The following is a 25,019-nucleotide window of genomic DNA, read 5'->3' as shown; positions in this document are numbered from 1 at the left end:
AGCGGAAGCTCGGCACTGGTGTGCGGGATGATTCCCGACCGTAAATCGGGAACCACAAAGTGGACGCGAGACACCTTTGTAAGGTGTTATCAAGTTATCGGCTTATTAGTACAGGTCAGCTGCACGAGTCGTTAGTCCTCGCTTCCACATCCTGCCTATCAACCCAGTAGTCTAGCTGGGAGCCTCTCACCCCGAAGGGTATGGAAATCTCATCTTGAAGCTGGCTTCCCGCTTAGATGCTTTCAGCGGTTATCCATTCCGAACGTAGCTAATCAGCGGTGCTCCTGGCGGAACAACTGACACACCAGAGGTTCGTCCATCCCGGTCCTCTCGTACTAGGGATAGATCTTCTCAAATTTCCTGCGCGCGCAGAGGATAGGGACCGAACTGTCTCACGACGTTCTAAACCCAGCTCGCGTACCGCTTTAATGGGCGAACAGCCCAACCCTTGGGACCTACTCCAGCCCCAGGATGCGACGAGCCGACATCGAGGTGCCAAACCATGCCGTCGATATGGACTCTTGGGCAAGATCAGCCTGTTATCCCCGAGGTACCTTTTATCCGTTGAGCGACAGCGCTTCCACAAGCCACTGCCGGATCACTAGTCCCGACTTTCGTCCCTGCTCGACTTGTCAGTCTCACAGTCAAGCTCCCTTGTGCACTTACACTCGCCACCTGATTGCCAACCAGGTTGAGGGAACCTTTGGGCGCCTCCGTTACTTTTTGGGAGGCAACCGCCCCAGTTAAACTACCCACCAGGCACTGTCCGAGAACCGGATCACGGTTCGTCGTTAGATATCCAATATGACCAGAGTGGTATTTCAACAATGACTCCACGAACACTAGCGTGCCCGCTTCACAGTCTCCCACCTATCCTACACAAGCCACACCGAACACCAATACCAAGCTGTAGTAAAGGTCACGGGGTCTTTCCGTCCTTCTGCGCGTAACGAGCATCTTTACTCGTAGTGCAATTTCGCCGAGTTCGCGGTTGAGACAGCTGGGAAGTCGTTACGCCATTCGTGCAGGTCGGAACTTACCCGACAAGGAATTTCGCTACCTTAGGATGGTTATAGTTACCACCGCCGTTTACTGGGGCTTAAATTCGCAGCTTCGCTTACGCTAACCGCTCCTCTTAACCTTCCAGCACCGGGCAGGCGTCAGTCCGTATACATCGTCTTGCGACTTGGCACGGACCTGTGTTTTTAGTAAACAGTCGCTTCCCACTGGTCTCTGCGGCCTTCAAACGCTTTCGGAGCAAGTCCTAATACGCCTCAGGCCCCCCTTCTCCCGAAGTTACGGGGGCATTTTGCCGAGTTCCTTAACCACGATTCTCTCGATCGCCTTAGTATTCTCTACCTGAACACCTGAGTCGGTTTGGGGTACGGGCGGCTAGAACCTCGCGTCGATGCTTTTCTTGGCAGCATAGGATCACTGATTTCGCCCATTCGGGCTACCCATCGGGTCTCAGGCGTTATGAGAGACGGATTTGCCTATCTCTCGCCCTACATCCTTAGACCGGGACAACCATCGCCCGGCTCAGCTACCTTCCTGCGTCACACCTGTTAATACGCTAGCCGCACCAGCATGGGGTCGAGCGTTAGACCGGACCGCATCACCCCGAAGGGATCCGCTCATCCGGGTTAGGACTCTTAGCACCACTGGATTGGCTTGGGCGGTTCTTCGCCGGTACGGGAATATCAACCCGTTGTCCATCGACTACGCCTGTCGGCCTCGCCTTAGGTCCCGACTTACCCAGGGCGGATTAACCTGGCCCTGGAACCCTTGTTCATTCGGCGGACGGGTTTCTCACCCGTCTTTCGCTACTCATGCCTGCATTCTCACTCGTGTAGGCTCCACGGCTGGTTCACACCGCCGCTTCACTGCCCACACGACGCTCTCCTACCACTCCGTACGGCTGAACCACGAAGGCTTGCCTATAGTACGAAATCTACAACTTCGGTGGTGTGCTTGAGCCCCGTTACATTGTCGGCGCGGAATCACTTGACCAGTGAGCTATTACGCACTCTTTCAAGGGTGGCTGCTTCTAAGCCAACCTCCTGGTTGTCTCTGCAACTCCACATCCTTTTCCACTTAGCACACGCTTGGGGACCTTAGTTGGTAGTCTGGGTTGTTTCCCTCTCGACGATGAAGCTTATCCCCCACCGTCTCACTGCTGCGCTCTCACTTACCGGCATTCGGAGTTTGGCTGACGTCAGTAACCTTTTGGGGCCCATCGGCCATCCAGTAGCTCTACCTCCGGCAAGAAACACGCAACGCTGCACCTAAATGCATTTCGGAGAGAACCAGCTATCACGAAGTTTGATTGGCCTTTCACCCCTATCCACAGCTCATCCCCTCAGTTTTCAACCTAAGTGGGTTCGGTCCTCCACGACGTCTTACCGTCGCTTCAACCTGGCCATGGATAGATCACTTCGCTTCGGGTCTAGGACATGCGACTGAATCGCCCTATTCAGACTCGCTTTCGCTACGGCTTCCCCACTCGGGTTAACCTCGCCACATATCGCTAACTCGCAGGCTCATTCTTCAAAAGGCACGCTGTCACCCCTACTAAGGAGGCTCCAACGGTTTGTATGCAAACGGTTTCAGGTACTATTTCACTCCCCTCCCGGGGTACTTTTCACCTTTCCCTCACGGTACTTGTCCGCTATCGGTCTTCTGGGAGTATTTAGGCTTATCAGGTGGTCCTGACAGATTCACACGGGATTTCTCGGGCCCCGTGCTACTTGGGATCCTTCCCACCGCGGCGCGACATTTCAATTACGGGACTGGCACCCTCTATGGTCGACCTTTCAAGATCGTTCATCTATATCGCGCTCGTCGATGCGTATCTCGGCAGAGATACCTGGAAGTCCCACAACCCCGACCATGCAACGCCTGCCGGCTATCACACATGATCGGTTTGGCCTGATCCGCGTTCGCTCGCCACTACTGACGGAATCACTATTGTTTTCTCTTCCTGTGGGTACTGAGATGTTTCACTTCCCCACGTTCCCTCTACCCGCCCTATATATTCAGGCGGGAGTCACCAGGTCGTATTGCTACGCCTGGCGGGGTTTCCCCATTCGGAAATCCTCGGATCACAGTTCGATTATCAACTCCCCGAGGCTTATCGCAGATTTCTACGTCCTTCTTCGGCTCCAGAAGCCAAGGCATTCACCGTTTGCACTTAGAAACTTGATGACAAAAATTACACAAAGATCAGCAAATAAATTTGCAAATCAATTGAAGACATCTGCGCGCTCCAACAACCATCCAAGGCAAGCCCTGTCGGCTGAATTTGCGCGAGTGTCTAAGATGCTCGCGTCCACTGTGTAGTTCTCAAAATACGGGCGGTACCCCCTCCACCACACCGAAGTGTGTCAGACAGAGGCCCAGAGGAGTTCGACAGACCCAGATGTTCCCACCTGGACCGGCCCGGTCCCTCAGGACCCAACAGCGTGCAAAGACCAGACCCTCCCGGCCCAAACCCTTCCTTCCGACTGCAAGCAGCCGGCGTACTAAGTTCGAACCCATCGGTTCTGGTCACAATGTCAATGTTCCACCCATGAGCGCCAGCAGGAAACATTCGTTCCTGAACTGACTTGGCCAGTGAATTCCGCTGTAGACAGACGGACTGGCACATGCTCCTTAGAAAGGAGGTGATCCAGCCGCACCTTCCGGTACGGCTACCTTGTTACGACTTAGTCCTAATTACCGATCCCACCTTCGACAGCTCCCTCCTTGCGGTTGGGCCACTGGCTTCGGGTGTTACCGACTTTCATGACTTGACGGGCGGTGTGTACAAGGCCCGGGAACGTATTCACCGCAGCGTTGCTGATCTGCGATTACTAGCGACTCCGACTTCATGAGGTCGAGTTGCAGACCTCAATCCGAACTGAGACCGGCTTTTTGGGATTCGCTCCACCTTACGGTATTGCAGCCCTTTGTACCGGCCATTGTAGCATGCGTGAAGCCCAAGACATAAGGGGCATGATGATTTGACGTCATCCCCACCTTCCTCCGAGTTGACCCCGGCAGTCTCATATGAGTTCCCACCATTACGTGCTGGCAACATACGACGAGGGTTGCGCTCGTTGCGGGACTTAACCCAACATCTCACGACACGAGCTGACGACAACCATGCACCACCTGTTTACGAGTGTCCAAAGAGTTGACCATTTCTGGCCCGTTCTCGTATATGTCAAGCCTTGGTAAGGTTCTTCGCGTTGCATCGAATTAATCCGCATGCTCCGCCGCTTGTGCGGGCCCCCGTCAATTCCTTTGAGTTTTAGCCTTGCGGCCGTACTCCCCAGGCGGGGAACTTAATGCGTTAGCTGCGACACAGAAACCGTGGAATGGTCCCTACATCTAGTTCCCAACGTTTACGGCATGGACTACCAGGGTATCTAATCCTGTTCGCTCCCCATGCTTTCGCTCCTCAGCGTCAGTTACGGCCCAGAGATCTGCCTTCGCCATCGGTGTTCCTCCTGATATCTGCGCATTCCACCGCTACACCAGGAATTCCAATCTCCCCTACCGCACTCTAGTCTGCCCGTACCCACTGCAGGCTGGAGGTTGAGCCTCCAGTTTTCACAGCAGACGCGACAAACCGCCTACGAGCTCTTTACGCCCAATAATTCCGGATAACGCTTGCACCCTACGTATTACCGCGGCTGCTGGCACGTAGTTAGCCGGTGCTTTTTCTGCAGGTACCGTCACTTTCGCTTCTTCCCTACTAAAAGAGGTTTACAACCCGAAGGCCGTCATCCCTCACGCGGCGTTGCTGCATCAGGCTTGCGCCCATTGTGCAATATTCCCCACTGCTGCCTCCCGTAGGAGTCTGGGCCGTGTCTCAGTCCCAGTGTGGCCGGTCACCCTCTCAGGCCGGCTACCCGTCGTCGCCTTGGTGAGCCGTTACCTCACCAACTAGCTGATAGGCCGCGAGTCCATCCCAGACCGAAATTCTTTCCAACTCCTCACCATGCGGTGGAAGCTCGTATCCGGTATTAGACGCCGTTTCCAGCGCTTATCCCAGAGTCAGGGGCAGGTTACTCACGTGTTACTCACCCGTTCGCCACTAATCCACCAGAGCAAGCTCCGGCTTCATCGTTCGACTTGCATGTGTTAAGCACGCCGCCAGCGTTCATCCTGAGCCAGGATCAAACTCTCCGTAAATGTTTGATTGCACAATCACCGAAGCGACTGGCACATCTAGTGTGAACGACCACCGGAATAGGCAGACCGAACACAAGTTTGAAACTGACAAGAACAAACATCATTGCTGACATTTGCATTGTTGTTTAATGTTTTTCCAAAGGAATCTCCTACACCCCAAAAGGATGTACGAGGTTTTTGGCATTTGACATTGTGCACGCTGTTGAGTTCTCAAGGAACGGACGCTCCCGGTGCCCCACCTTCCGGCGGCAGCTGCCGAGGCAACTTTCCAATCCTAGCACATCCTTCAGCCGGTGTTTACTCGGCCAGTCTGACTGCGTCAGGGTTTGCTGGAGTGATAGGCATCCTGCTTGGGAGCATCGACGTCAACGCGATGCGTTGTTGTCGGCTCTCGCCTGGAGGATGTTGGTCCCACGTGAGGCCGGGAAGCTCTGCGGCTTTCCGCACCTTTGGGGTGACAAGTGATTACTTTACGTGGCGCCGGGGGCGGCGGCAAATCATGGTTGCATCCCGGGCGTGTCGTGCGCATGCGGACGATTCCTCGCTGCTGAGCAGCCTGCACTGGACCTCAGCCGACGAGGTTCTGCACGAAGACGTGGGGCGTGAAACCGGTCAGGTCGCCGATGCCCTCGCCCTGCCCGACCAGCTTGATCGGAATGCCCGTGCGCTCCTGCACCGCCAGAACGAAGCCGCCCTTCGCCGAGCCGTCGAGCTTCGTGAGCACGAGGCCAGTCACCCCCGCATGCTCGATAAACGCCTCGGCCTGCGCCAAGCCGTTCTGGCCCGTCGTCGCATCCAGTACAAGGAGGACCTCAGCGATCTCGGTCTGCTTCTCGATGACGCGGCGGATCTTGGCGAGCTCGTCCATGAGCCCGCTCTTAGTCTGCAGGCGACCGGCCGTGTCGATGATCGCGATCTCGATGCCATCACGCATGGCCTTCTCGACCGTCTGGAAGGCGACGGATGCCGGGTCCTGCCCCTGCTGCTGCGGGCGGACGATCTGCGCTCCCCCGCGCTCGGCCCAGGTAGCCAACTGCTCGACCGCCGCCGCACGGAAGGTGTCGGCCGCGCCGACGACCACACTGCGACCGTAGTTGCCGAGGAACTTGGCGAACTTGCCGATCGTGGTGGTCTTGCCCACACCGTTCACGCCCACCACGAGCACGACCGCCGGCCGTGCCGTGAGCCGCAGCGTCGGGTCGAGGCGCGCGAGCCGTTCCTCGAGGTTCTCGCGAAGCATCCGCTTGAGGTCCGTCGGGTCGGTCGTGTTGTAGCGCCGCACCTGCTCCCGGAGCTCATCGATCACGGCGTCCGTGATGTCGGGGCCAAAGTCGGCCGTGATGAGGGCGGTCTCGAGGTCGTCCCATGTGTCGTCGTCGATCGTGGGCTTCGCGAACATTCCGCGAAGAGCGCCGGAGAGAGACCAGGGGGTGCGTTGAGCCATGGCTCCAAGGGTATTGCAGGACCTCCGTGCGCACAGGGACCGCGCAGGCTCGCGTGCTTACGTCACAGCTATTCCGACGGAAGGGACAACCGTGACCGTGATCGGCTGGCATGCCTCGCACGAACAAATCCACCCCAAGGACCTCCTCACCTCGCTGCAGCACGCAGAGCGCGCCGGTTTCACGGCGGCCATGTGCAGTGACCATTTCGCTCCGTGGAGCGAACGGCAGGGCCACTCGGGCTTCGCCTGGGCCTGGCTCGGCGCGGCACTGCAGGCGACCGAGCTGCCCATCGGCGTCGTGACAGCCCCGGGCCAGCGCTACCACCCGGCGATCATCGCGCAGGCGGTGGGAACACTTGAGGCGATGTACCCGGGCCGGTTCTGGGCCGCCCTCGGCAGCGGCGAGAACATGAATGAGCACATCACGGGTAATGCCTGGCCCCGCAAGGAGCATCGCAACGAACGGCTACTCGAGAGCGCACAGGTCATGCGCGCGCTGCTCGCGGGCGAGACCGTCAGCCACGACGGACATGTGCGAGTCGACCAGGCGAAGCTCTGGACGAGACCGGCTGCGCCCCCTCCCCTCCTCGCCGCCGCGGTCACCCCCAAGACGGCAGAGTGGGCTGCCGGATGGGCGGATGGTCTCGCGACCGTGAACCAGTCCCCCGAGGCACTCCGTCGAGTCGTCGAGGCCTACCGCGGGGCGGGTGGCACGGGACCACTCGTGCTGCAGGTGCACGTCAGCTACGCGGCATCCGCTGACGAAGCCCTCGCGATCGCCCACGATCAGTGGCGCAGCAATGTCTTCTCGCCACCACTGTGCTGGGACCTCGACACGGTGGAGGCCTTCGACGTGGCATCCGCTCACGTGCGTCCGGAGGACGTGCGCGGCTCGGTCGTCATCTCGGCCAACCTGGAGGAGCACGCCGAGCGGCTCCGGGAGCTGATCGAGATCGGCTTCGACGAGGTGTACCTGCACCACGTCGGCCAGCAGCAGCGCGACTTCATCGAAGCCTTCGGCGAGCGCGTGCTGCCGAGGCTCGGCGTGACGAGCAAGCCGGATGCGGCGAGCGAGGTCGTGGCATGAGGATCACCGACACGAGCGACCTCTGGTGGAAGAACGCGGTCGTCTACTGCCTCGACGTCGAGACCTTCATGGACTGGAACGGTGACGGCACGGGCGACTTCGACGGCCTCGCGCACCGACTCGACTACCTGGCCGAGCTCGGCGTGACGTGCATCTGGCTCATGCCCTTCTACCCGACCCCGGACAAAGACGATGGCTACGACGTCGCCGATTTCTACGGCGTCGACAAGCGTTTCGGCACGCACGGCGACCTTGTCGAGGTGATCCGCTCAGCGAGGGACCGCGGCATGCGCGTCATCGCGGACCTCGTCGTCAACCACACCTCGGAGAAGCATCCCTGGTTCGTGGCTGCCCGCTCGAGCCGCCGCTCCCCCTATCGCGACTACTACGTGTGGCGTGACGAGCCGCCCAAGGATGCGCCCGAGCCGATCTTCCCCGACAAGGAGGACGGAGTGTGGACGCTCGATGAGCGCACGGGCCAGTACTACCTCCACCGCTTCTACCGACACCAGCCTGACCTCAATGTCACCAACCCGCGCGTGCGCGAGGAGATCGGCAAGGTCATCGGCTTCTGGCTGGAACTCGGCCTCTCCGGCTTCCGCGTCGACGCCGTGCCGTTCTTCATCGACGGGGACGACGGCGGTGTCAACAGCGACTACGGCGACGGGGACGGCCACGAATACCTGCGCCAGCTCTCCGAGATGGTCAAGCGACGCAAGGGTGACGCCGTGCTCCTCGGCGAGGTCAACCTCCCCTACCGCGAGCAGGTGCGATTCTTCGGTGGCGACAAGGGCGATGAACTCGCGATGCAGTTCGACTTCGAGGCCATGCAGCGCACATACCTGTCACTTGCCCGGCGCGACGCCCGGCCCCTCGCCAAGATGCTCGCGAAGCGGCCGGCGCTCGCGCAGCGCTCGCAGTGGGCGAACTTCCTGCGGAACCACGACGAGCTGACCCTCGACAAGCTGAGCGAGAGGGAACGCGAGGAGGTGTTCGCGGCATTCGGCCCCGAGGAGCGGATGCGTGCCTTCGGCCGGGGCATCACGCGCCGCCTGCCTCCAATGCTCGACGGGGATCCCCGGCGCATCCGCATGGCCTACAGCCTGCTCTTCTCCCTGCCGGGCACGCCCGTGCTGTTCTACGGGGAAGAGATCGGCATGGGCGAGAACCTGGATGCCGGGGGACGCAACGCCGTGCGCACCCCAATGCAGTGGAACAACAGCAAGAACGGCGGCTTCTCGGCCGCGCGTCGGAGTTCTCTCGCAGCACCCGTCACCGAGGGTGCCTATGGGCCCGAGTTCGTGAACGCCGACGACCAGGTGCGCAATCCGGATTCGCTCGTGCACTTCATCCGGCTGCTGATCAGCCGCTACCGCACGTCGCCGGAGATCGGATGGGGCGAGCTCACGATCATCGAACAGCCACACGCCAGCCTGCTCGCCCACCGCGTGAGCGGCCCGCTCGGCAGCATGATCGCGCTGCACAACTTCTCGGGTGAGTCCCTCACGATCGAGATACCCGTCGAGGGCGGGAACGAGGACACGCGCCTCGTCGACCTGCTCGAGAACAGCACCACTGAGGTGTCGACGCGCGGCACCGCCGAGTTCACACTCGCACCCTACGGCTACCGCTGGCTGCGCGTCACGGACCCAGGAACTCGCAGGATCGGCTGAGCTAGCGCGGTCGGCGCGCCATCCGGAACATCGCCCAGGCGAACACGACGGCGACGAGCGTCGTCGTCGCGAGCCCGAGACCGGGATACCCGATCGCCGTCAGCACGGGTCCCGCGAGCGCCCCGCCCGCGGCACCCGCGAGGTTCATGAGCAGATCGGAGACGCCCTGCACCCCGGGCCGGTCGCCAGCCGGCACGGCATCGACGACCATTGCCGAGCCGGAGATGGTCGAGGCCGACCAGCCCAGGCCGAGCAGCACGAGGCTCACGGCGACCAGGTCATGGGACTCACTGCCGAACCACGCGGTCAGGAGCGCCGCGAGCAGGAGCGCCTGGCCGCCGAGGAGCACGGGAAGACGGCCGAGCCGGTCGGAAAGCCAGCCGAAGACGGGCGAGAGGGCGAACATGCCGGCCACGTGGAGGCTGATCGTGAACCCCACGATCGCCAGGGATGCCCCGTGCCCGTAGAGGTGCACGGGCGTCATCGCCATGAGCGCGACCATGGTCGCGTGGCTGAGGGCGACGGATGCCACGGCGAACCGCGCACGCGCGTTGACCCGCAGCGTCGCGAAACCGAGCCGGGGCGGCTCCCCCGGCGTCACCCCGAGTGCCTCACGAGCCTTCAGGAGCGGATCCGGGCGCAGGAAGATCGCGTAGACGAGCACCGTCACGGCCTGGGCCGCGAGCGCGAACAGGAAAGGGCCCGTGAGGCTCGGCAGGCCGAGCACGCGCCCGACCGCCTCACCGGGTTCGATGAGGTTGGGACCGAGCACCGAGCCGACCGTCGTCGACCACACGACGAGCGAGAGGTCGCGGCCGCGGTGGCGCGGCGAGGCGAGGTCGGTCGCCGCGAAACGGGCCTGGAGGTTGGTGGCGGAGCCCGCTCCGGCGAGCGCGAAGGCGAGCAGGAGGAGCGGGAATGACGAGAGTGCTGCCGCGACGATCAGCAGCACGGCGGACGCCGCGGCGAGCGCGGATCCGGTCGCCAGTGCGACGCGGCGTCCCCTCGCCCGCGCATACCTGGCCAGCGGGAGCGCGAGTAGCGCGGCGCCCAGGGTGGACATCGTCGATGCCATTCCCGACCAGGCGTCGGAGCCGGAGACATCCGCCGCGAGCAGCGCCCCGACCGACACCGTTGCGCCGATGCCGAGGCCTCCCACGACCTGGGCGGCCACGAGCACCCAGACGATCCGTCGCTGGAGGGTCTGGGCATCCGCTGGAGGCTTGGTCGTGGTCACGCGGCAAGTCTAGGGAGCCGCAGTCGCATCAGCCGGCCTTGAGGAGGCCGCGTGCCTCGACCGCCTGGCGCGAGAGCGTCTTGTAGCCCTCGTGTTCGAAGAAGACCGTGATGCGGTCGTCCTCCGTGCTCATGACGGTGCCGGCGCCGAATTCTGGGTGCACGACGCTCGTGTTGGGAGAGAAGGCCTCGTCGCCCGTCGGGTGCGACGCCGGGGCATTCGTCGTGTCGCCGCTCGCGCAGCGGTCGCAGTTGCCGCAGCGCTCGGGAGCCTCCTCGCCGAAGTATCCGAGGAGGAAGGCGCGCCGGCATCCGCTCGTCTCGGCATAGCCGCGCATCATCTCGATGCGGGACTCATCGATGCGCTCGCGCTCCTCGGCCGCGGCTGCAGCCCGGTCGGCCGCCGCCTCGGGGCTGACACGGTCGACGATGCGCACACCCCTGCGACCCCAGCGCACGACCCCCGCATCGGAGAGCAGGTTGAGCACCGAGGTCACGGTGCGCGATGAAACCTCGGCGGACTCCGCGAGCTCCTTCGGCTTCGCCGTGCCGGATGCGTGCAGGACAGCGCGATAGACGCCTGCAACCGTCTCGCCGCGCGGCGAGCTGGAGGCGAAGAATCGCCGGAGGCCGAGGTCCTCGCTGCGGTAGTGCAGCCGGACCCGTGCGGGCTCGTCGTCCCTCCCAGCGCGCCCCGCCTCCTGGTAGTAGGCATCCAGTGAGTCGGGCGGCGAGGCGTGCACGACGAACCGCACGTCAGCCTTGTCGATCCCCATGCCGAACGCCGAGGTCGCGACGACAACATCCGCAGTGCCGTCGTGGAAGGCGGCGTGGACTTCGCTGCGGGCGGAGGCGCTCATGGCGCCGTGATACGCGAAGGCGCGCAGCCCGCGTTCCTGCAAGGCGTGCGCGTACTCCTCGGTCTCACGGCGGGTCGCAACGTAGAGCAGGCCGGTGCCGCGTTCCCCCGTGATGCCGTCGATCACCGCTCGTTTCTTCTCCTCGGGACTCGTATGGCGGTCGACGTCGAGGGAGAGGTTTGCCCGATCGAAGCCCCGCACGAGCACGAGCGGGTCGCGCATCCTCAGTCGCTCGCTGATCTCCGCCTGCACGGGACTCGGCGCGGTCGCCGTCAGCGCGGCGACCGGAGGGCGGCCGAGCTGCTCGACCGCGGCACCCAGGCGCAGGTAGTCGGGCCGGAAATTGTGCCCCCAGGATGAGACGCAGTGGGCCTCGTCGACGACGACGAGGTCGACCCCGGCGGCAGCGAGCCTCGCGAGCGTCTCCTCCGAGGCGAGCTGCTCGGGGGCGAGCAGGAGGATCCGGGGGCCAGAACCCTCCGCGAGCTCCCACGCCGCGGCAAGGCGCCGTGCTCCCGCACGCGAGTTGACCGCAGCGGCGGGCGGGGCGTCGGGCGCATCCCGCAGCCCCTCCACCTGGTCTGCCTGCAGCGCGATCAGCGGCGACACGACCACCGTCAGGCCGCCTCGGATGATCGTCGCGAGCTGGTAGATGGCCGACTTGCCGTAGCCCGTCGCCATGACCGCCAGCACATCACGTCCCTCGGCGAGAGCTTCGACCGCGCGGCGCTGGCCGGCCTGCACGCTCTCCCAACCGAAACACTCCCGTGCGGCCGTCTCGATTCGCTGTCGGATGTCGCTGGCCTGAGGTGTCACCAAGACAGTGAACGCCCGCCGCCTCCCGGCAACAAGTGGCGGACTCCCAGCCAGCTCAGCTGGCGCGCTCCTCCGGGGCAACCACCCGCTGCCCGACGACCGCGCTCACGCCGTCCTGCCGCATCGAGACGCCGTAGAGGGCATCCGCGATCTCCATCGTGCGCTTCTGGTGCGTGATCACGATCAGCTGACTTGTCTCGCGGAGGTCCTGGAAGATCTGGAGCAAGCGGCCGAGGTTCGAATCGTCGAGGGCCGCCTCGACCTCGTCCATGATGTAGAACGGGCTCGGGCGCGCCTTGAAGATCGCGATCAGGAGCGCGACCGCGGCCAGGGAACGCTCACCGCCACTCAGGAGCGAGAGCCGCTCGATCTTCTTGCCCGCGGGCTTGACCGACACCTCGATGCCGGTCGTGAGCAGGTCGTCGGGGTCGGTGAGACGGATGCTGCCAGCCCCGCCAGGGAAGAGCACGGGGAAGACCTCGTCGAAGGCTGCCCTCGTGTCTTCGAATGCCGCCGAGAAGATGTCGCGCATCTTCTCGTCGAGCTCCTCGATGATCGTGAGGAGGTCCTTGCGGGTGTTCGTGAGGTCTGTCAGCTGCTCCGTGAGGAACTTGTGTCGCTGCTCGAGGGCGGAGAACTCTTCCAACGCGAGAGGGTTGACGCGACCCAGCTGGCTCAGCTTGCGCTCGGCACGGGCAAGGCGCGCCTCCTGCTCGGCGCGGACGAACGGGATGCCCGCCGGAACTTCAGGAGCCGCGGCATCCGTCGCCTCGTGATCAGTGGTTTCCTGCTCGTCTGCCGCCGCCGCTTCCTGAATTTCCGAAGCGACGCCCTCGGCGGGGAAGGCGTCTGGCGGCACGGGGACGGCGGGGCCGTACTCCGCGATGAGGACATCCTCGACCAGGCCGAGCTCCTCGCCCGCCCGCTCGAGCAGGGTCGACAGGTGCAATTTCTTCTCGTAGATCTGCATCTCGAGGCCGTGCACCGTCTCGCTCACGGCGTGCAGGCGCTCACGCAGCGACGCCTCCGTGCGCCGCAGCTCCGCGAGCTCCTCGTTCTGCTGGGCGCGGTCAGCCTCAGCGGCCGCGAGCGTGACGCGAGCCTCCGAGACGGAGCGGTCGACGGAATTGAGCACGGCAGGCAGGGCATCGAGCACGCGCTGGGCACTCTCCATCTGGCGACGACGGATGACGGCCCTGCGGGCCGCGAGTTCCGCGGCCGCCCGCTCGGCCTCGAGCTGCTGCTCGAGCTGGCGGGCCCGCTGCTCCTGCGCCCGCACCCGCTCGCGGGCCGTCTCCACCTGGAGCCGTGCCTCCACCTCGCGCTCTCGGCACGCGTCCAGTTCGTCGGCGAGTTCGTCGCGCGCACTGACATCGAGGATCGGGCGCGGCCGTGACTTGGCCGCCTCGAGTTCGGACTTCGCGCGTTCCGACGCCGACTCGGCATCCCCCACGGTCTCCTGGGCGAGCGCGAGGCCCTTCTCGATGCGCTGCGCCTCCGCCTCGGCCGCCTCGGCCTGCACGCGCGCCCGGTTGAGCCGCTCGGACTGCGCCGCGAGCTGCGAGTCGAACTCGCGAAGCGCCGCGAGCGCCCTCGTTGCCTGTTCCTTGGCGACCTTCACGACGCCGCGCTGCTCTGCCAGCGCGAACTGCGCGCGCTCGATGAGCGACGTGACCTCGCCGAGTCGTTCCGTCGCGGCATCACGGTCGGCGACGAGTTCAAGGCGGGAGCGCTTCGCGCCGGAACCGCCGCGGAGCACGTAGCGGCTGAGCACATCGCCCGCCTTGGTGATGATCGTGGTGTCGCTCGTGCCCGTGGCGTGGGCGCCGAGTGCGTCCCACACCCTGCGGGCAGCCTCCAGATCGTCGGCGATGATCGTGCGGCCGAGCAGGCCCATGACTCCGGGAGGCGCCGTCACGACACTCTGCGCCAGCACCGCGCCGTCGCCGAAGGAACCGCTGGCAAATGCAGAGACTCCCGCATCGGCGAGCACGAGCTCGACGCGGCCGAGCTGCTCAGCGTGGGCGTGCCCAAGCGCATCGACCGCCGCGTCGCGATCATCGGCCAGCACCGCATCAGCGAGGGAACCGAGGGCCGCCGCAATGGCCGCCTCATAGCCGGGCTGCACCTGCACATGCTCGGCGACAAGACCGCGGATGCCGCGGCGCTTGGCCCCGACGAGGGCGCTCGAGCCGTCCTTCTGGTCGAGCGCACTCGACAGCGCGCCCTGCCTCGCGGCGAGGGCATCCCGCTCGCGCTCCAGGTCGTGGAGTTCTTCACGGAGTGTGTCGATCTCCGCCTCAGCGGACACAACCTCTGCCTGGGCTGCCTGGTACGCGAGGTCGAGATCCGTCTCGCTCGTGTCGTCGAGGGTCGACTCCGCCTCCACCTGCTCGAGTGTTGCGCGCGCCTGGTCGCGACGAACCCTCGCGGCATCCAGCGCGTTCTGCTGCCGGAGCACCTCGCCGCGCACGGCGGCCAGACGGGACGCCGCAGTGTCTGCCTGGCCGGTGAGCTTGGAGATCTCGAGGTCGTGCTTGGAGACGAGCGAACTCTGGAGGGCGATCTCCTCGTCGAGGGCGTCGAGCGCAGCACGTGCCTCGGCCGTGCGCGACTGCGCCTCGCGCCACGCCTCCTCGGCCTCGGCAATCGTGTCGGCGATGCGTGCGGCCTCGTCGTGGGCATCCGCGACCATCTGCGAGGTGACGCCGGGCGTGACATCCGTCGCCTCGTTCTGGCTGCTGAGCAAAGCGAGCTTCTGGTTCGCGAGACTGTAGAGGCTGCGAAGCCGCTCCTGCACCGACTCGAGCCCGAAGGCCACCTGGCGAGCCTGGTCGACCGCGTCGCCGACCTGCTCCTGCTCGATGCGGGCCTCCCGAAGCTTGGCCTGGTCGAGCTGCTCCTGCAGCACGATGCGTTCCGTCTTGCGCTCCGACTCGCTGCGGCTGTGCAGCGAGAGGGCCTCGCGCAGTTCGACGACCTCATCAGCGAGGAGTCGGGCACGGGCGTCACGCACGATCGCCGCGATCGACTGTGCCTCACGCGCGATCTCCGCCTGGCGGCCGAGCGGCTTGAGCTGGCGGCGGATCTCGCCCGCAAGGTCGCTCAGCCGGGTCAGGTTGGCCTGCATCGCGTCGAGCTTGCGAAGCGTCTTCTCCTTGCGGCGACGATGCTTCAAGATGCCCGCGGCCTCCTCGATGAAGCCGCGACGGTCTTCGGGACTCGCGTGGAGTACCGCGTCGAGCTGGCCCTGGCCGACGATGACGTGCATCTCACGGCCGAGTCCCGAGTCGCTCAAGAGTTCCTGCACATCAAGCAGTCGGCAGTTCTCGCCGTTGATCGCATACTCGCTGCCGCCGTTGCGGAAGAGGGTGCGGCGGATCGTGACCTCGGAGTATTCGATCGGCAGGGCGCCATCCGAGTTGTCGATCGTGAGCGTCACCTCGGCGCGGCCGAGCGGACCGCGCGTCGCGGTGCCCGCGAAGATGACGTCTTCCATCTTGCCGCCGCGGAGGGTCTTCGCCCCCTGCTCACCCATGACCCAGGCGAGCGCATCGACGACGTTGGACTTGCCGGAACCGTTTGGCCCGACGACGCAGGTCACTCCGGGTTCGAAGGCGAAGGTGGTCGGCTGCGCGAATGATTTGAAGCCCTTGATCGTGAGGCTCTTGAGGTACACGCGCCAGCCCCTCCCTGCTTGCCGGATGAGCACCCGCGCGCCGGCCGCGTGAGACTCTCGCACAACGGTACCGGAGAGGTGCCGCCAACTCTGGTGCGACGCGACCACTGCGCCCTATGCTTTACGCCCCGGCATGGTCTCCGCCGTCACCGCCGGCCCGAAGGGAAACCCCGTGACCATCGACACCGCGAGCGATCCGACCCACGTCGACATCGAAGAGCTCGCGCTCCCCGAGACTATCGACGGAAGCGCCGAAGCGAACGCCTTCAGCGAGATGGTGCGGGTGCGCAACGAGATCGAGCGGGCCGTCATCGGCTCCTTCGACCTCGCCGTCACCCCCGCCGAGCTGCTCGCGATCGCCCGCAATCCCTATGAGACATGGCGCTGCCTCGTCGCGCGGGTCGACGGTGAGCTCGTCGCTCGCGGCCTCTACGAAGTGCAGGGGGGCGACGAGTCCGAGTCGGCCTGGTTCACGATCGAGGTGCTTCCGCAGTCCCGCCGCCGCGGCGTGGGTGCTGCGCTCTTCGACACCCTCGCCTCGATGGCCGAGGAGGAGGGGCGCACCGTGCTGCAGACATCCGCGTACCACCTCGCCGGGAGCGACGGCCCGCAACTGCGCTCCCCCACGGGCTACGGCACGGTTCCGGCCGATGACGACGCTGCGAGGTTCCTCAGCAAGCGCGGCTTCCGGCTCGCCCAGGTCGACCGGATCAGCCGGCTCGCCCTTCCCTCGGACGCCGAGGAGCCCACACCCCCGCCCGGCTACGAGCTGCTGCTGTGGGAGGGCGCCACCCCGGAAGACCTTGTCGAGGGGATGGCCACGCTCCATGCCCGCATGAGCACGGATCCACCGCTCGGCCAGGTCGACTGGAACCCGGAGGAGTGGGACGCCGAACGGGTGAAGGAGAACGACGCACGTCGAGGTGAGGACGGCAGGCTGTGGCTGACGGCCGCCGTGCGCCACGTGGCATCCGGAGCCCTGGCCGGGTTCACCGACCTCTCGGTGCCGCCGGAGCCAGACCGGCCAGCCATGCAAATGGACACGATCGTCGCCGCGGAGCACCGGGGCCGCCGACTCGGCATGCTGCTCAAGCTCGCAAACCTGCATGCGCTCGACCGACTGGCACCGGGGCATCCGGCCATCTATACGTGGAACGCCGAGGAGAACCGGCACATGCTCGACGTCAACGAAGCGGTCGGATTTGTCGCCATCGGCTACGAGAGTGCATGGCGTCGCGACGGATGATGGCTGTGCCGCGGCGCACATGAGCGACGGCCCCGGCGCTCATGCACCGGGGCCGTCGACTCACTGCGGAACTACTCGACGATCAGCTCCTTGAGGTTGATCTCCTCCTCCATGAACTCGAACTTGACCATGAGCTCCTGGAGCTTCTGGATCGAGTCGACGTTCAGCTCGGGGCCGAAATCCTCCATCAGGAGGTTCGCGGCGGCCTCCTCAGGCATGCCGAGGAACTCGGGCAGCACGGAGCGAGCCGCGTCGACGTCTTCATTCGCCAGGGCGCGGGTCTCGGCCAGGGCCTCCTGGAAGGCCTTCACGACCGCGGGGTTCTCGTCCATGTAGGCGCTGCTCGTGAAGCCGACGAGGGTCGTGAGGCCAGGGATCGTGTCCTGGTTGTTGTAGGTGACCAGCTGGCCGCCCTCACGGATCGTCTTGCTGAGGAACGGCTCGGGCAGCCACGCTGCGTCGAGCTCGCCAGCGACGAGCTGCGCCTGCATCTCGGGGAACGGCACCTCGACCCACTCGACGTTGCTGGGGTCGCCACCGTCCTGCTCGATGGCCTCCATGATGGTGAGATCACCGGCGGCCTTGAGCGTGTTGACCGCGACGCGCTTGCCCTCCAGGTCCTTGGGCGAGACGATCGAGGCGTCAAGGGCCGCGACGCCGTTGATGTCGTCACCCTCGGCGTAGGACGCCGAGTAGTTGCCGATGATCTTGACGTCGATGCCCTTGCTCGCGGCGAGGATGATGGGGAGCGGCTGGCCAATCGCGAAGTTGACCTGGCCCTGCGCGACGGCCGGGAGGATGGCGGCGCCACCCTGGCCGGTCGTGAGGTCCACCTCGAGGTTGTGCTTCTCGAAGATGCCCTCCTCGATGCCGAGGATGAGCGCCGCCGTCGGTGCGATCGGCAGCGCCGCGACCGAGATCTTGGTCATCTCGGTGAGCTCTTCTGCAGCGCTCGGGTCGGTAGTCGTCTCGCCACTGCCTGCGCAGCCGGTGGCGACGAGAGCAGTGACGGTTGCGAGGGCAGCGATGCTGCCCGCGCGCTTCAGGGAGAACTTCATTGTTTCCTCTTTTCTTGGTGCTGCTATTTCGGGTGATGGTGCGACTTTGGGCTTGGGCTGTGGGTCTAGAACGCCACTTTCAGGAGAAGACTCGTGAGCGTCTCGCGCTCCTCGGGGGAGAGGCTGGCAAGTGAGCGATCACGCGACCTGCTCACAGCCTCGCGCGCCTCGGCGTAGGTCGCCAGTCCCTGCTCAGTCGCCTCGACGATGTTGACCCGGCGGTCGCGGGGGTGCTGGGCCCGTCGAACGAATCCGGATGCCTCGAGCGAGTCGATCACGGCGACCACCTGGCTGGGGTCCAACTGGAGGAAATCGGCGATGTCGCGCTGGGTTGGACTGACGGATCCACACGCGAGCGAGAGGACAGCGTACGCGCGCACCCGCAGGCCAAAGGGAGCGAGGGCTTCCCGCGCATTGCCCGAGCCAATCGCGCGCACTCTCGCCACGAGGAATTCGACGTCTCCGAGCAGGTCGGAACCGTCTATGCGCTGGTCGCCTGCACTCGAAGGCCGGGTGGCCGTCGCATCCGTCATGGGTGGACCTTTCTGAAAGGTTGATTGGGATACTAATTGACGTTGTCAACTATTCACAAGATCATTTAGAGTCGGTCGCAGACTCGACGAGGAGAGGGATCGATGGATCTTCAAGGAAATGTTGCAATCGTCACCGGCAGCGGCCGGGGCCTGGGCCTTGCCTACGCCCAGGAACTCGCCCGCCGGGGCGCGAAAGTCGTCGTCAACGATATCGACGGCGACACCGCCCAGGCTGCAGCGGACACCATCACGGCGGCAGGCGGCGAAGCGGTCGCGCTCGTCGGCGCCGTTGGCCCGACCGAGACCGCCAAGGCGCTTGTCGCCAAGGCCGTCGACACGTGGGGTCGCCTCGACATCCTCGTGACCAACGCGGGCGTGCTGCGCGACACCGTGCTGTGGAAGATGAGCGACGAGGACTTCGACCTCGTCATCAACGTGCACCTGCGGGGCACCTTCACCTGCGTTCGCGCTGCCGCGATCCGCATGCGTGAGCAGGGCGAGGGCGGCCGCATCATCACGATCGGCTCCCCCACCGGCCAGGTCGGCAACTTCGGCCAGACCAACTACGCCGCCGCCAAGGCCGGGATCGTCGGCATGACCCGTACGTGGGCGCTCGAGCTCGCGCGCGCCGGCATCACGGCCAACACGGTCGTTCCCGTCGCGGCGACCGCCATGACCGAGACGGTTCCCTTCTTCAAGCAGTTCGCCGACGCGATGCACGCGGGCGAGGAGATGCCGCCGTTCGCGCGCCAGGAGCTCGGCTTCGGCACGCCCCAGGACGTCGCGGGCCTCATCGCCTTCCTCGCATCGAAGGAAGCCGCGGATGTCACGGGCCAGGCCATCAGCGTCGGCGGCGACCGCCTCTCCCTTTACTCCCACCCGAGCATGATCGTGAAGGAGATCAAGGAGGGCGGCTGGAGTGCCGAGGGCATCGCAGCAGCGTGGCAGGAGAAGTTCGCGCCCTTCCTCCAGGAGGTCGGCGAGAAGCTCCCCGAGCCCCCCGCCAGCTGAGGGCCGCAATGACTCGCTACGAATCGAAGATCGACGTCGCCTCGCGCGTCGCGATCGACACCCACGTGCACGTCGAGACCCATGGGCATGACCATGCGCTCCCCGATGACCTCTACAACGCCGCGGTCAAGTACTTCGGCAACGACGGTGAGTTCCCGGGGGTCGACGCGATCGCCGAGATGTACCGCGAACGCAGCATGGCCGCCGTGGTCTTCACCGTCGATGCCGAGGCCAACCTCGGCCACAAGGGCATCAGCAACGACGACGTCATCGACGGCGCTACTCGTCACTCGGATGTGCTCATTCCCTTCGTGAGCGTCGACCCCAACCGCGGCGCGGTCGCGATCGAGGAGGCCCGCCGCCTCGTGACCGAACGCGGCGCGCGCGGATTCAAGTTCCACCCCACCGTGCAGGGCTTCGACCCGAGCGAGCAGCAGCACTGGGACCTGTTCGCCACGATCGAGGAGCTCGACGTCCCGGCCGTCTTCCACACCGGTCAGACCGGTATCGGTGCGGGCACGCCGGGTGGGCGCGGCCTCAGGCTGCGCCTGTCGAACCCCGAGCTGCTCGACGATGTCGCGGCGGCCTTCCCGAAGCTGCAGATCGTCATGGCACACCCATCGGTGCCGTGGCAGGACGAGGCGATCTCGGTCGCGACGCACAAGGCCAACACCTGGATCGACCTCTCGGGCTGGTCACCGAAGTACTTCCCAGTCCAGCTGGTGAAACAGATGAACTCGCGACTGCAAGACCAGGTGCTCTTCGCATCCGATTTCCCCATGATCCACCCGGACCGGTGGATGTCGGACTTCGAGAAGCTCGAGCTGAAGGACACCGTGCGCCCGAAGATCATGCGCGAGAACGCAATCCGCCTACTCGGGCTCTAACCCCCATCGTCAGGAGACATACACAATGGCAACCAGCACGACACTCGCCGAACTCGAAACGCTCGTCGGCAAAGACCTGGGCGCGAGTTCATGGATCGACATCACGCAGGAGCGGGTCAACACCTTCGCTGACGCGACCGAGGACCACCAGTGGATTCACGTGGACCCCGAGCGCGCCAAGGACGGCCCATTCGGCGCGGCGATCGCCCACGGCTTCCTGACGCTCTCGCTCACGATCCCCCTGTGGACCGAACTGCTCGACGTGACGGATGCCACCACCAAGGTCAACTACGGGCTCAACAAGGTGCGCTTCCTCTCCCCCGTCAAGGTGGGCTCGCGCATCCGCCTGCAGGCGAGCATCGCCACGGTCGAAGAGGTCAAGGGCGGTCTGCAGATCACGGTCGACATGACCGTCGAGATCGAAGGCGCCGACAAGCCCGCCGCTGCGGCGCAGGCGATCCACCGCTTCTACGCGTAGATACTCGCCGGGTTGCGTAAGCCCGAATGGACCTCGTACTCACCCCGCGGGTCGTGCTCGCAGGCGCTGGCAGCGCGGACAGAAGTGCGAGCCGCGATTCATGAACTGCTCGCGCACGATCATCGTGCCGCAGCGGGGGCAGGGCTTGCCCTGCTGCCCGTAGGCGTTGAGGGAGTGCGCGAAGTACCCCGACTCGCCGTTGACGTTGAGGTACTGGGTGTCGAAGCTCGTGCCACCCTCCGCGAGGGCTTTGCGCAGCACGAGCCGCACCTCCTCGAGCAGCCGCCGCGCCCGCATCCGACTGAGCGTGTCGGCCCGCTCGTCGTAGTGGATGCGAGCAGCCCACAGCGCCTCGTCGGCGTAGATGTTGCCGATGCCGCTGATCAGCGTCTGGTCAAGCAGCGCGCGCTTGATGCCCGTGCGGCGAGCGGCGAGCCGGGCCAGGAAGCGGCGATCGTCGAAGTGTTCGTCAAGCGGATCGCGGGCAATGTGTGAAACCTGCGACGGGATGATGCCGCCGAGCCCGTCGGCTGAAGGCACGAGCGTGTCGATCGCCATCGAGCCGAAGATGCGCTGATCGACGAAGTTGAGTCGCAGCGGACCGTGCCCTGGGTGGACGATGTCGAGGCGGATGCGCGTGAGCCGGTCATCCGTCGCCCTGTCTCGCAGCAGGACTTGGCCGCTCATGCCGAGGTGGACGACGAGGGCGTTCTCGCGGTCGTCGAGCGGGATCCAGAGGAACTTGCCCCTGCGCTCCGGCGCGGCGAGGCGAGCGCAGCGGAGGCGGTCGATGAAGTCCTCTGACGGGCCCTCGTGGCGGCGCAGCGAACGTGTGTCGAGCACGACCACGGACTCGATCGTGGCGCCTGTGACTGCAGGCTCGAGCCCCGCGCGCACCACCTCGACCTCGGGCAGTTCGGGCATGCGGGATCAGCCGGCCGAGGCCTGGAGGCGCGTCCACGCCTCGAGGGCGGCAGCCATCTCGGCCTGCTTCTTGCTGCTGCCCTCGCCAGAGGCGACGTCTTCGTCGTCGAGGGTGACGGTCGCGTGGAACCGCTTCAGGTGGTCTGGGCCGCTGTCGACGATCCGATAGGCGGGGGCACCGCGACCGAGCTTTGCGGCAAGCTCCTGCAGGCTCGTCTTGGGGTCCATGGCGGCCCCGAAGCGGTCGGGGTCGGCAAGCAGCGGCTCGATCAGGCGAAGCACGAGCGCTGTGGCCTCATCGTGGCCAGCGCTCAGGTAGACCGCGCCGATGACTGCTTCGACCGTGTCGGCGAGGATCGACGACTTGTCACGCCCGCCCGTCAGCTCCTCGCCCCGCCCAAGGCGCAGGTAGTCACCGAGGCCGATGCCGCGTGCGATCTCCGCAAGCGCGGCACTGCTGACAAGGCTCGACCGTCGCTTCGCGAGGTCACCCTCGTCGCGGTCCGGATGCGAGGTGTAGAGCATGACCGTGACGGCCTGCCCGAGAATCGAATCGCCGAGGAACTCGAGTCGCTCGTTGTGAGCGATGCCACCGTTCTCGTACGCGAAAGAGCGGTGGGTCAGCGCGAGCTCCAAGAGCTCGCCACTGACATCCACCGCCAGGATTCGCGCGAGGTCAGCCGGATCGCGGCGAGTGGCCGCTCCCCCGTCACTCACGACGCGATCAGACGTCGGCGACCTTGCGGCCCTTGTACTCCATGTAGAGCGCGGTGCCGGCGGAGTCCTCAACGACCTTGGCGCGGTGCGGGAGGCTGTAGACGACCTTGCCGCCCTCGATCGTCTTCACGAGCGCAGGCGCGGTGGCCTTCCACTGGGCGCGGCGGGCACGGGTGCTCGCACGGGACATCTTCCGCTTGGGTACTGCCATGGCTATCTCTTCTCTCTGTCAGCGTCGCCATCCGGGCTGTCGCTGAGTGCGTCATTGGTGGTGGCCTCGGTCAGGCCTTCGAGCGCGGCAAGCTTCGCCCACCGCGGATCGATGGGTTCTTCATGCTCATGACCCGGGTTGTCGAGGAGCCGCACCCCACACTGGGGGCACAGGCCGAGGCAATCTTCTTGACAGACCGGTTGGAACGGCAGTGACAAGACCACCGCGTCCCTGACGACCGGTTCAAGATCCACGTGATCATCTTGAACCTGGTACTCGAAAGCTTCGTCTTCATCGTAGGCGAAAACCTCTTGGATTTCGACTTCGACCGGGAGGGCCACCTCCGTGAGGCACCTCACGCACTCGCCCTTGGCCACGGAGTCGACCTCAGCGGTCACGAGAATGCCGTCATGGAGCGACTCGAGTCGCACCTCGGCGTGGATGGTCTCCCCCGGTTCGACAGCGATGACGGCGTTGCCGAGACGCTCGGTGACAGGCGCCTCGAGCGAGGTCTCGCGCATCTCGCCGGGACGGCGCGCCAGGTCGAGCACGCTGATGCTCAGGGGGGAACGGTTGTGGTGTATCACCCGAAGAGTCTACTGCCCGGGGCGGCATGGCCCCTGAGCAGGGACTCAGTCTGCTGCCTGCCCCACCGCCGTGAGCGCCTCGTCGAGCAGCGCCAGGCCGCGCGCCACCTCGGCGGGGGTTACGACGCACGGGGGCACGACATGGATGCGATTCTCGACCGTGAACGGCAGCAGGCCGAGGTCGAGGAGCGCCGACTTGAGCAATGCCATGAGCTGTGGCGAGACGGGCTCTCGAGTGCCGCGGTCGCGCACCAGCTCGACCGCCCAGAACACGCCGCGCCCGCGCACCTCCCCGATCATGGGGTGCGCGCCTTGCAGCGCCTGCAGGCCGGGTCGCAGGTGCTCCTCCCCGACCTCGCGAGCGTGCTCGACGATCCGCTCAGCCTTCATCGCATCGATGGTCGCGACGATCGCGCCCATGGCGAGCGGATGCCCCGAGTAGGTGAGGCCGCCGGGGAACACCCGGTCGTCGAAGGCCGAGGAGATGGCATCCGTCACCATGACGCCGCCCGCGGGAACGTATCCGGAGTTCACTCCCTTGGCGAAGGTCACGAGGTCTGGGACGACCGAGTCGCGCCCGTCGCCGAAATCGCCGCGGAAGGCGAGCCACTCGCCCGTGCGGCCGAAGCCGCACATGACCTCATCGAGGATGAGGGCGATTCCGTGCTTCTCAGTGAGTTCGCGCACGCCGCGCAGGTAGCCGGGAGGCGGCACAAGCACACCCGCCCCGCCCGGAACGGTCTCGAGCAGCACGGCCGCGATCGTGCCGGGCCCTTCGCTCTCGATGACGCGCCCCAGGTGCCGGAGCGCGCGCTCCGACTCCTCCTCGGGGCTCGACGCCCAGAACTCGCTGCGAAAGAGGTATGGGCCGAAGAAGTGCACATGGCCGCGCGAATACTCGTTGGGGAGGCGGCGCCAGTCCCCCGTTGCAGCGATCGCTGCGCCCGTATTGCCGTGGTAGGAGCGATACGCCGACAGGACCTTGTCGCGACCCGTCGTGAGGCGGGCGAGGCGAATCGCGTTCTCGACGGCATCCGCGCCCGCGTTCGTGAAGAAGACCTTGCTGAACGAGCCACCGGCGACGTCGAGGATGCGCCTCGCCGCCTCACCCCTCGCGAGGGTCGCGTGCTGTGGCGCGACCGTCGCGAGCTCCTGGGCCTGTCGGGCGATCGCCTCGACGACGGCCGGATGCTGGTGCCCGATGTTGGTGTTGACGAGCTGACTCGAGAAGTCGAGATAGCGACGGCCCTCGTAGTCCCACACCGTGCTGCCCTCACCGCCCGCAATCGCGAGCGGGGTCAGCGAGCCTTGGGCGCTCCATGAATGGAACACGTGCGCTCGGTCGAGACCGACAACCTGTGAATTCGTGCGGGCGCTCATGACGCCACGCTATC

General features: G+C 65.2%; 17 protein-coding genes and 2 rRNA genes. 6 read left to right on the top strand and 13 right to left on the bottom strand.

The genetic code is table 11. From position 1 onward, the window contains the following. Nucleotides 1-85 precede the first annotated feature (85 nt). The 3 genes from FVA74_RS04840 to ftsY form a co-directional block, all read right to left on the bottom strand. A 23S ribosomal RNA gene (locus FVA74_RS04840) occupies nt 86-3,204 on the bottom strand. A 451-nt stretch (nt 3,205-3,655) separates the two neighbouring features. Further along, nucleotides 3,656-5,178: ribosomal RNA gene (locus tag FVA74_RS04835) — 16S ribosomal RNA — on the bottom strand. The 16S and 23S rRNA genes sit together here, the layout of an rRNA operon. 568 nt (nt 5,179-5,746) lie before the next feature. Continuing rightward, nucleotides 5,747-6,622: a signal recognition particle-docking protein FtsY gene (ftsY, locus tag FVA74_RS04830; protein ID WP_147720824.1), complete on the bottom strand. Its 876-nt coding sequence runs from the start codon at nt 6,620-6,622 to the stop codon at nt 5,747-5,749. 91 nt (nt 6,623-6,713) lie between these two features. On the opposite strand from ftsY, the gene FVA74_RS04825 reads away from it, so the two are divergent. Together FVA74_RS04825 and FVA74_RS04820 are read left to right on the top strand one after the other, a co-directional pair. Beyond that, on the top strand, nt 6,714-7,709 hold the full coding sequence (locus FVA74_RS04825) for a TIGR03885 family FMN-dependent LLM class oxidoreductase (RefSeq protein ID WP_147720822.1): 996 nt from the start codon (nt 6,714-6,716) through the stop codon (nt 7,707-7,709). Next, entirely contained in the window at nt 7,706-9,382 is a 1,677-nt protein-coding gene (locus FVA74_RS04820; protein WP_147720820.1) for an alpha-amylase family protein, read from the top strand. Before FVA74_RS04825 ends, FVA74_RS04820 begins: the two co-directional genes overlap by 4 nt. 1 nt (nt 9,383) lies before the next feature. On the opposite strand, the gene FVA74_RS04815 is transcribed toward FVA74_RS04820, so the two are convergent. From FVA74_RS04815 to smc, 3 genes are read right to left on the bottom strand one after another with little or no spacing between them, the layout of a single operon-like run. Next, entirely contained in the window at nt 9,384-10,619 is a 1,236-nt protein-coding gene (locus tag FVA74_RS04815) for an MFS transporter (RefSeq protein WP_147720818.1), read from the bottom strand. A 28-nt stretch (nt 10,620-10,647) separates the two neighbouring features. Next, complete coding sequence (locus FVA74_RS04810; protein WP_147720816.1) at nt 10,648-12,294, bottom strand: RecQ family ATP-dependent DNA helicase; 1,647 nt, start codon at nt 12,292-12,294, stop codon at nt 10,648-10,650. A gap of 55 nt (nt 12,295-12,349) precedes the next feature. Next, nucleotides 12,350-15,973 carry a chromosome segregation protein SMC gene (smc, locus tag FVA74_RS04805; protein ID WP_147720814.1) on the bottom strand — a complete coding sequence of 1,208 codons (3,624 nt, stop codon included), beginning with the start codon at nt 15,971-15,973 and terminating at the stop codon, nt 12,350-12,352. Between the two features lie 172 nt (nt 15,974-16,145). Here smc and FVA74_RS13555 point away from each other — a divergent pair, with 172 nt between their 5' ends. Then, on the top strand, nt 16,146-17,219 hold the full coding sequence (locus FVA74_RS13555) for a GNAT family N-acetyltransferase (RefSeq protein ID WP_168220053.1): 1,074 nt from the start codon (nt 16,146-16,148) through the stop codon (nt 17,217-17,219). 71 nt (nt 17,220-17,290) lie between these two features. Here the strand turns inward: FVA74_RS13555 and FVA74_RS04790 are convergent, their stop codons facing one another. Both FVA74_RS04790 and FVA74_RS04785 read right to left on the bottom strand, forming a co-directional pair. After that, nucleotides 17,291-18,277 (bottom strand): ABC transporter substrate-binding protein, encoded by a 987-nt coding sequence (locus FVA74_RS04790; protein ID WP_147720808.1) that lies wholly within the window; start codon nt 18,275-18,277, stop codon nt 17,291-17,293. Between the two features lie 65 nt (nt 18,278-18,342). After that, nucleotides 18,343-18,810: a MarR family winged helix-turn-helix transcriptional regulator gene (locus tag FVA74_RS04785; RefSeq protein ID WP_147720806.1), complete on the bottom strand. Its 468-nt coding sequence runs from the start codon at nt 18,808-18,810 to the stop codon at nt 18,343-18,345. Between the two features lie 102 nt (nt 18,811-18,912). Here FVA74_RS04785 and FVA74_RS04780 point away from each other — a divergent pair, with 102 nt between their 5' ends. Genes FVA74_RS04780 through FVA74_RS04770 form a run of 3 tightly spaced genes read left to right on the top strand, consistent with a single transcriptional unit; the run spans nt 18,913 to nt 21,186 of the window. Continuing rightward, nucleotides 18,913-19,821 carry an SDR family NAD(P)-dependent oxidoreductase gene (locus FVA74_RS04780; protein WP_147720804.1) on the top strand — a complete coding sequence of 303 codons (909 nt, stop codon included), beginning with the start codon at nt 18,913-18,915 and terminating at the stop codon, nt 19,819-19,821. 8 nt (nt 19,822-19,829) lie between these two features. Beyond that, nucleotides 19,830-20,708 carry an amidohydrolase family protein gene (locus tag FVA74_RS04775; RefSeq protein WP_147720802.1) on the top strand — a complete coding sequence of 293 codons (879 nt, stop codon included), beginning with the start codon at nt 19,830-19,832 and terminating at the stop codon, nt 20,706-20,708. A gap of 25 nt (nt 20,709-20,733) precedes the next feature. Continuing rightward, nucleotides 20,734-21,186 carry a MaoC family dehydratase gene (locus tag FVA74_RS04770; protein WP_147720800.1) on the top strand — a complete coding sequence of 151 codons (453 nt, stop codon included), beginning with the start codon at nt 20,734-20,736 and terminating at the stop codon, nt 21,184-21,186. A 39-nt stretch (nt 21,187-21,225) separates the two neighbouring features. On the opposite strand, the gene mutM is transcribed toward FVA74_RS04770, so the two are convergent. The 5 genes from mutM to FVA74_RS04745 all read right to left on the bottom strand — a co-directional run bounded on the left by mutM (nt 21,226) and on the right by FVA74_RS04745 (nt 25,005). After that, nucleotides 21,226-22,110: a bifunctional DNA-formamidopyrimidine glycosylase/DNA-(apurinic or apyrimidinic site) lyase gene (mutM, locus tag FVA74_RS04765; RefSeq protein WP_147720798.1), complete on the bottom strand. Its 885-nt coding sequence runs from the start codon at nt 22,108-22,110 to the stop codon at nt 21,226-21,228. A gap of 6 nt (nt 22,111-22,116) precedes the next feature. After that, nucleotides 22,117-22,827 (bottom strand): ribonuclease III, encoded by a 711-nt coding sequence (gene rnc / locus FVA74_RS04760; protein WP_147720797.1) that lies wholly within the window; start codon nt 22,825-22,827, stop codon nt 22,117-22,119. A gap of 7 nt (nt 22,828-22,834) precedes the next feature. Beyond that, nucleotides 22,835-23,038, bottom strand: coding sequence for a 50S ribosomal protein L32 (gene rpmF / locus FVA74_RS04755; RefSeq protein WP_147720795.1), 204 nt, complete (start codon nt 23,036-23,038; stop codon nt 22,835-22,837). A gap of 2 nt (nt 23,039-23,040) precedes the next feature. After that, the gene (locus FVA74_RS04750) at nt 23,041-23,589 is read right to left on the bottom strand and encodes a DUF177 domain-containing protein (protein ID WP_240792309.1); all 549 of its coding nucleotides are present in this window, start codon (nt 23,587-23,589) and stop codon (nt 23,041-23,043) included. Between the two features lie 81 nt (nt 23,590-23,670). After that, nucleotides 23,671-25,005, bottom strand: coding sequence for an aspartate aminotransferase family protein (locus FVA74_RS04745; RefSeq protein WP_147720793.1), 1,335 nt, complete (start codon nt 25,003-25,005; stop codon nt 23,671-23,673). Nucleotides 25,006-25,019: the final 14 nt, after the last annotated feature.

Origin of the sequence: Salinibacterium sp. dk2585 (genome assembly GCF_008001035.1) — a bacterium.
Classification (GTDB): Bacteria; Actinomycetota; Actinomycetes; order Actinomycetales; family Microbacteriaceae; genus Homoserinimonas.
The sequence above is the reverse complement of the archived record's forward strand: the minus strand, read 5'-3'. Positions and strand labels throughout refer to the sequence as shown.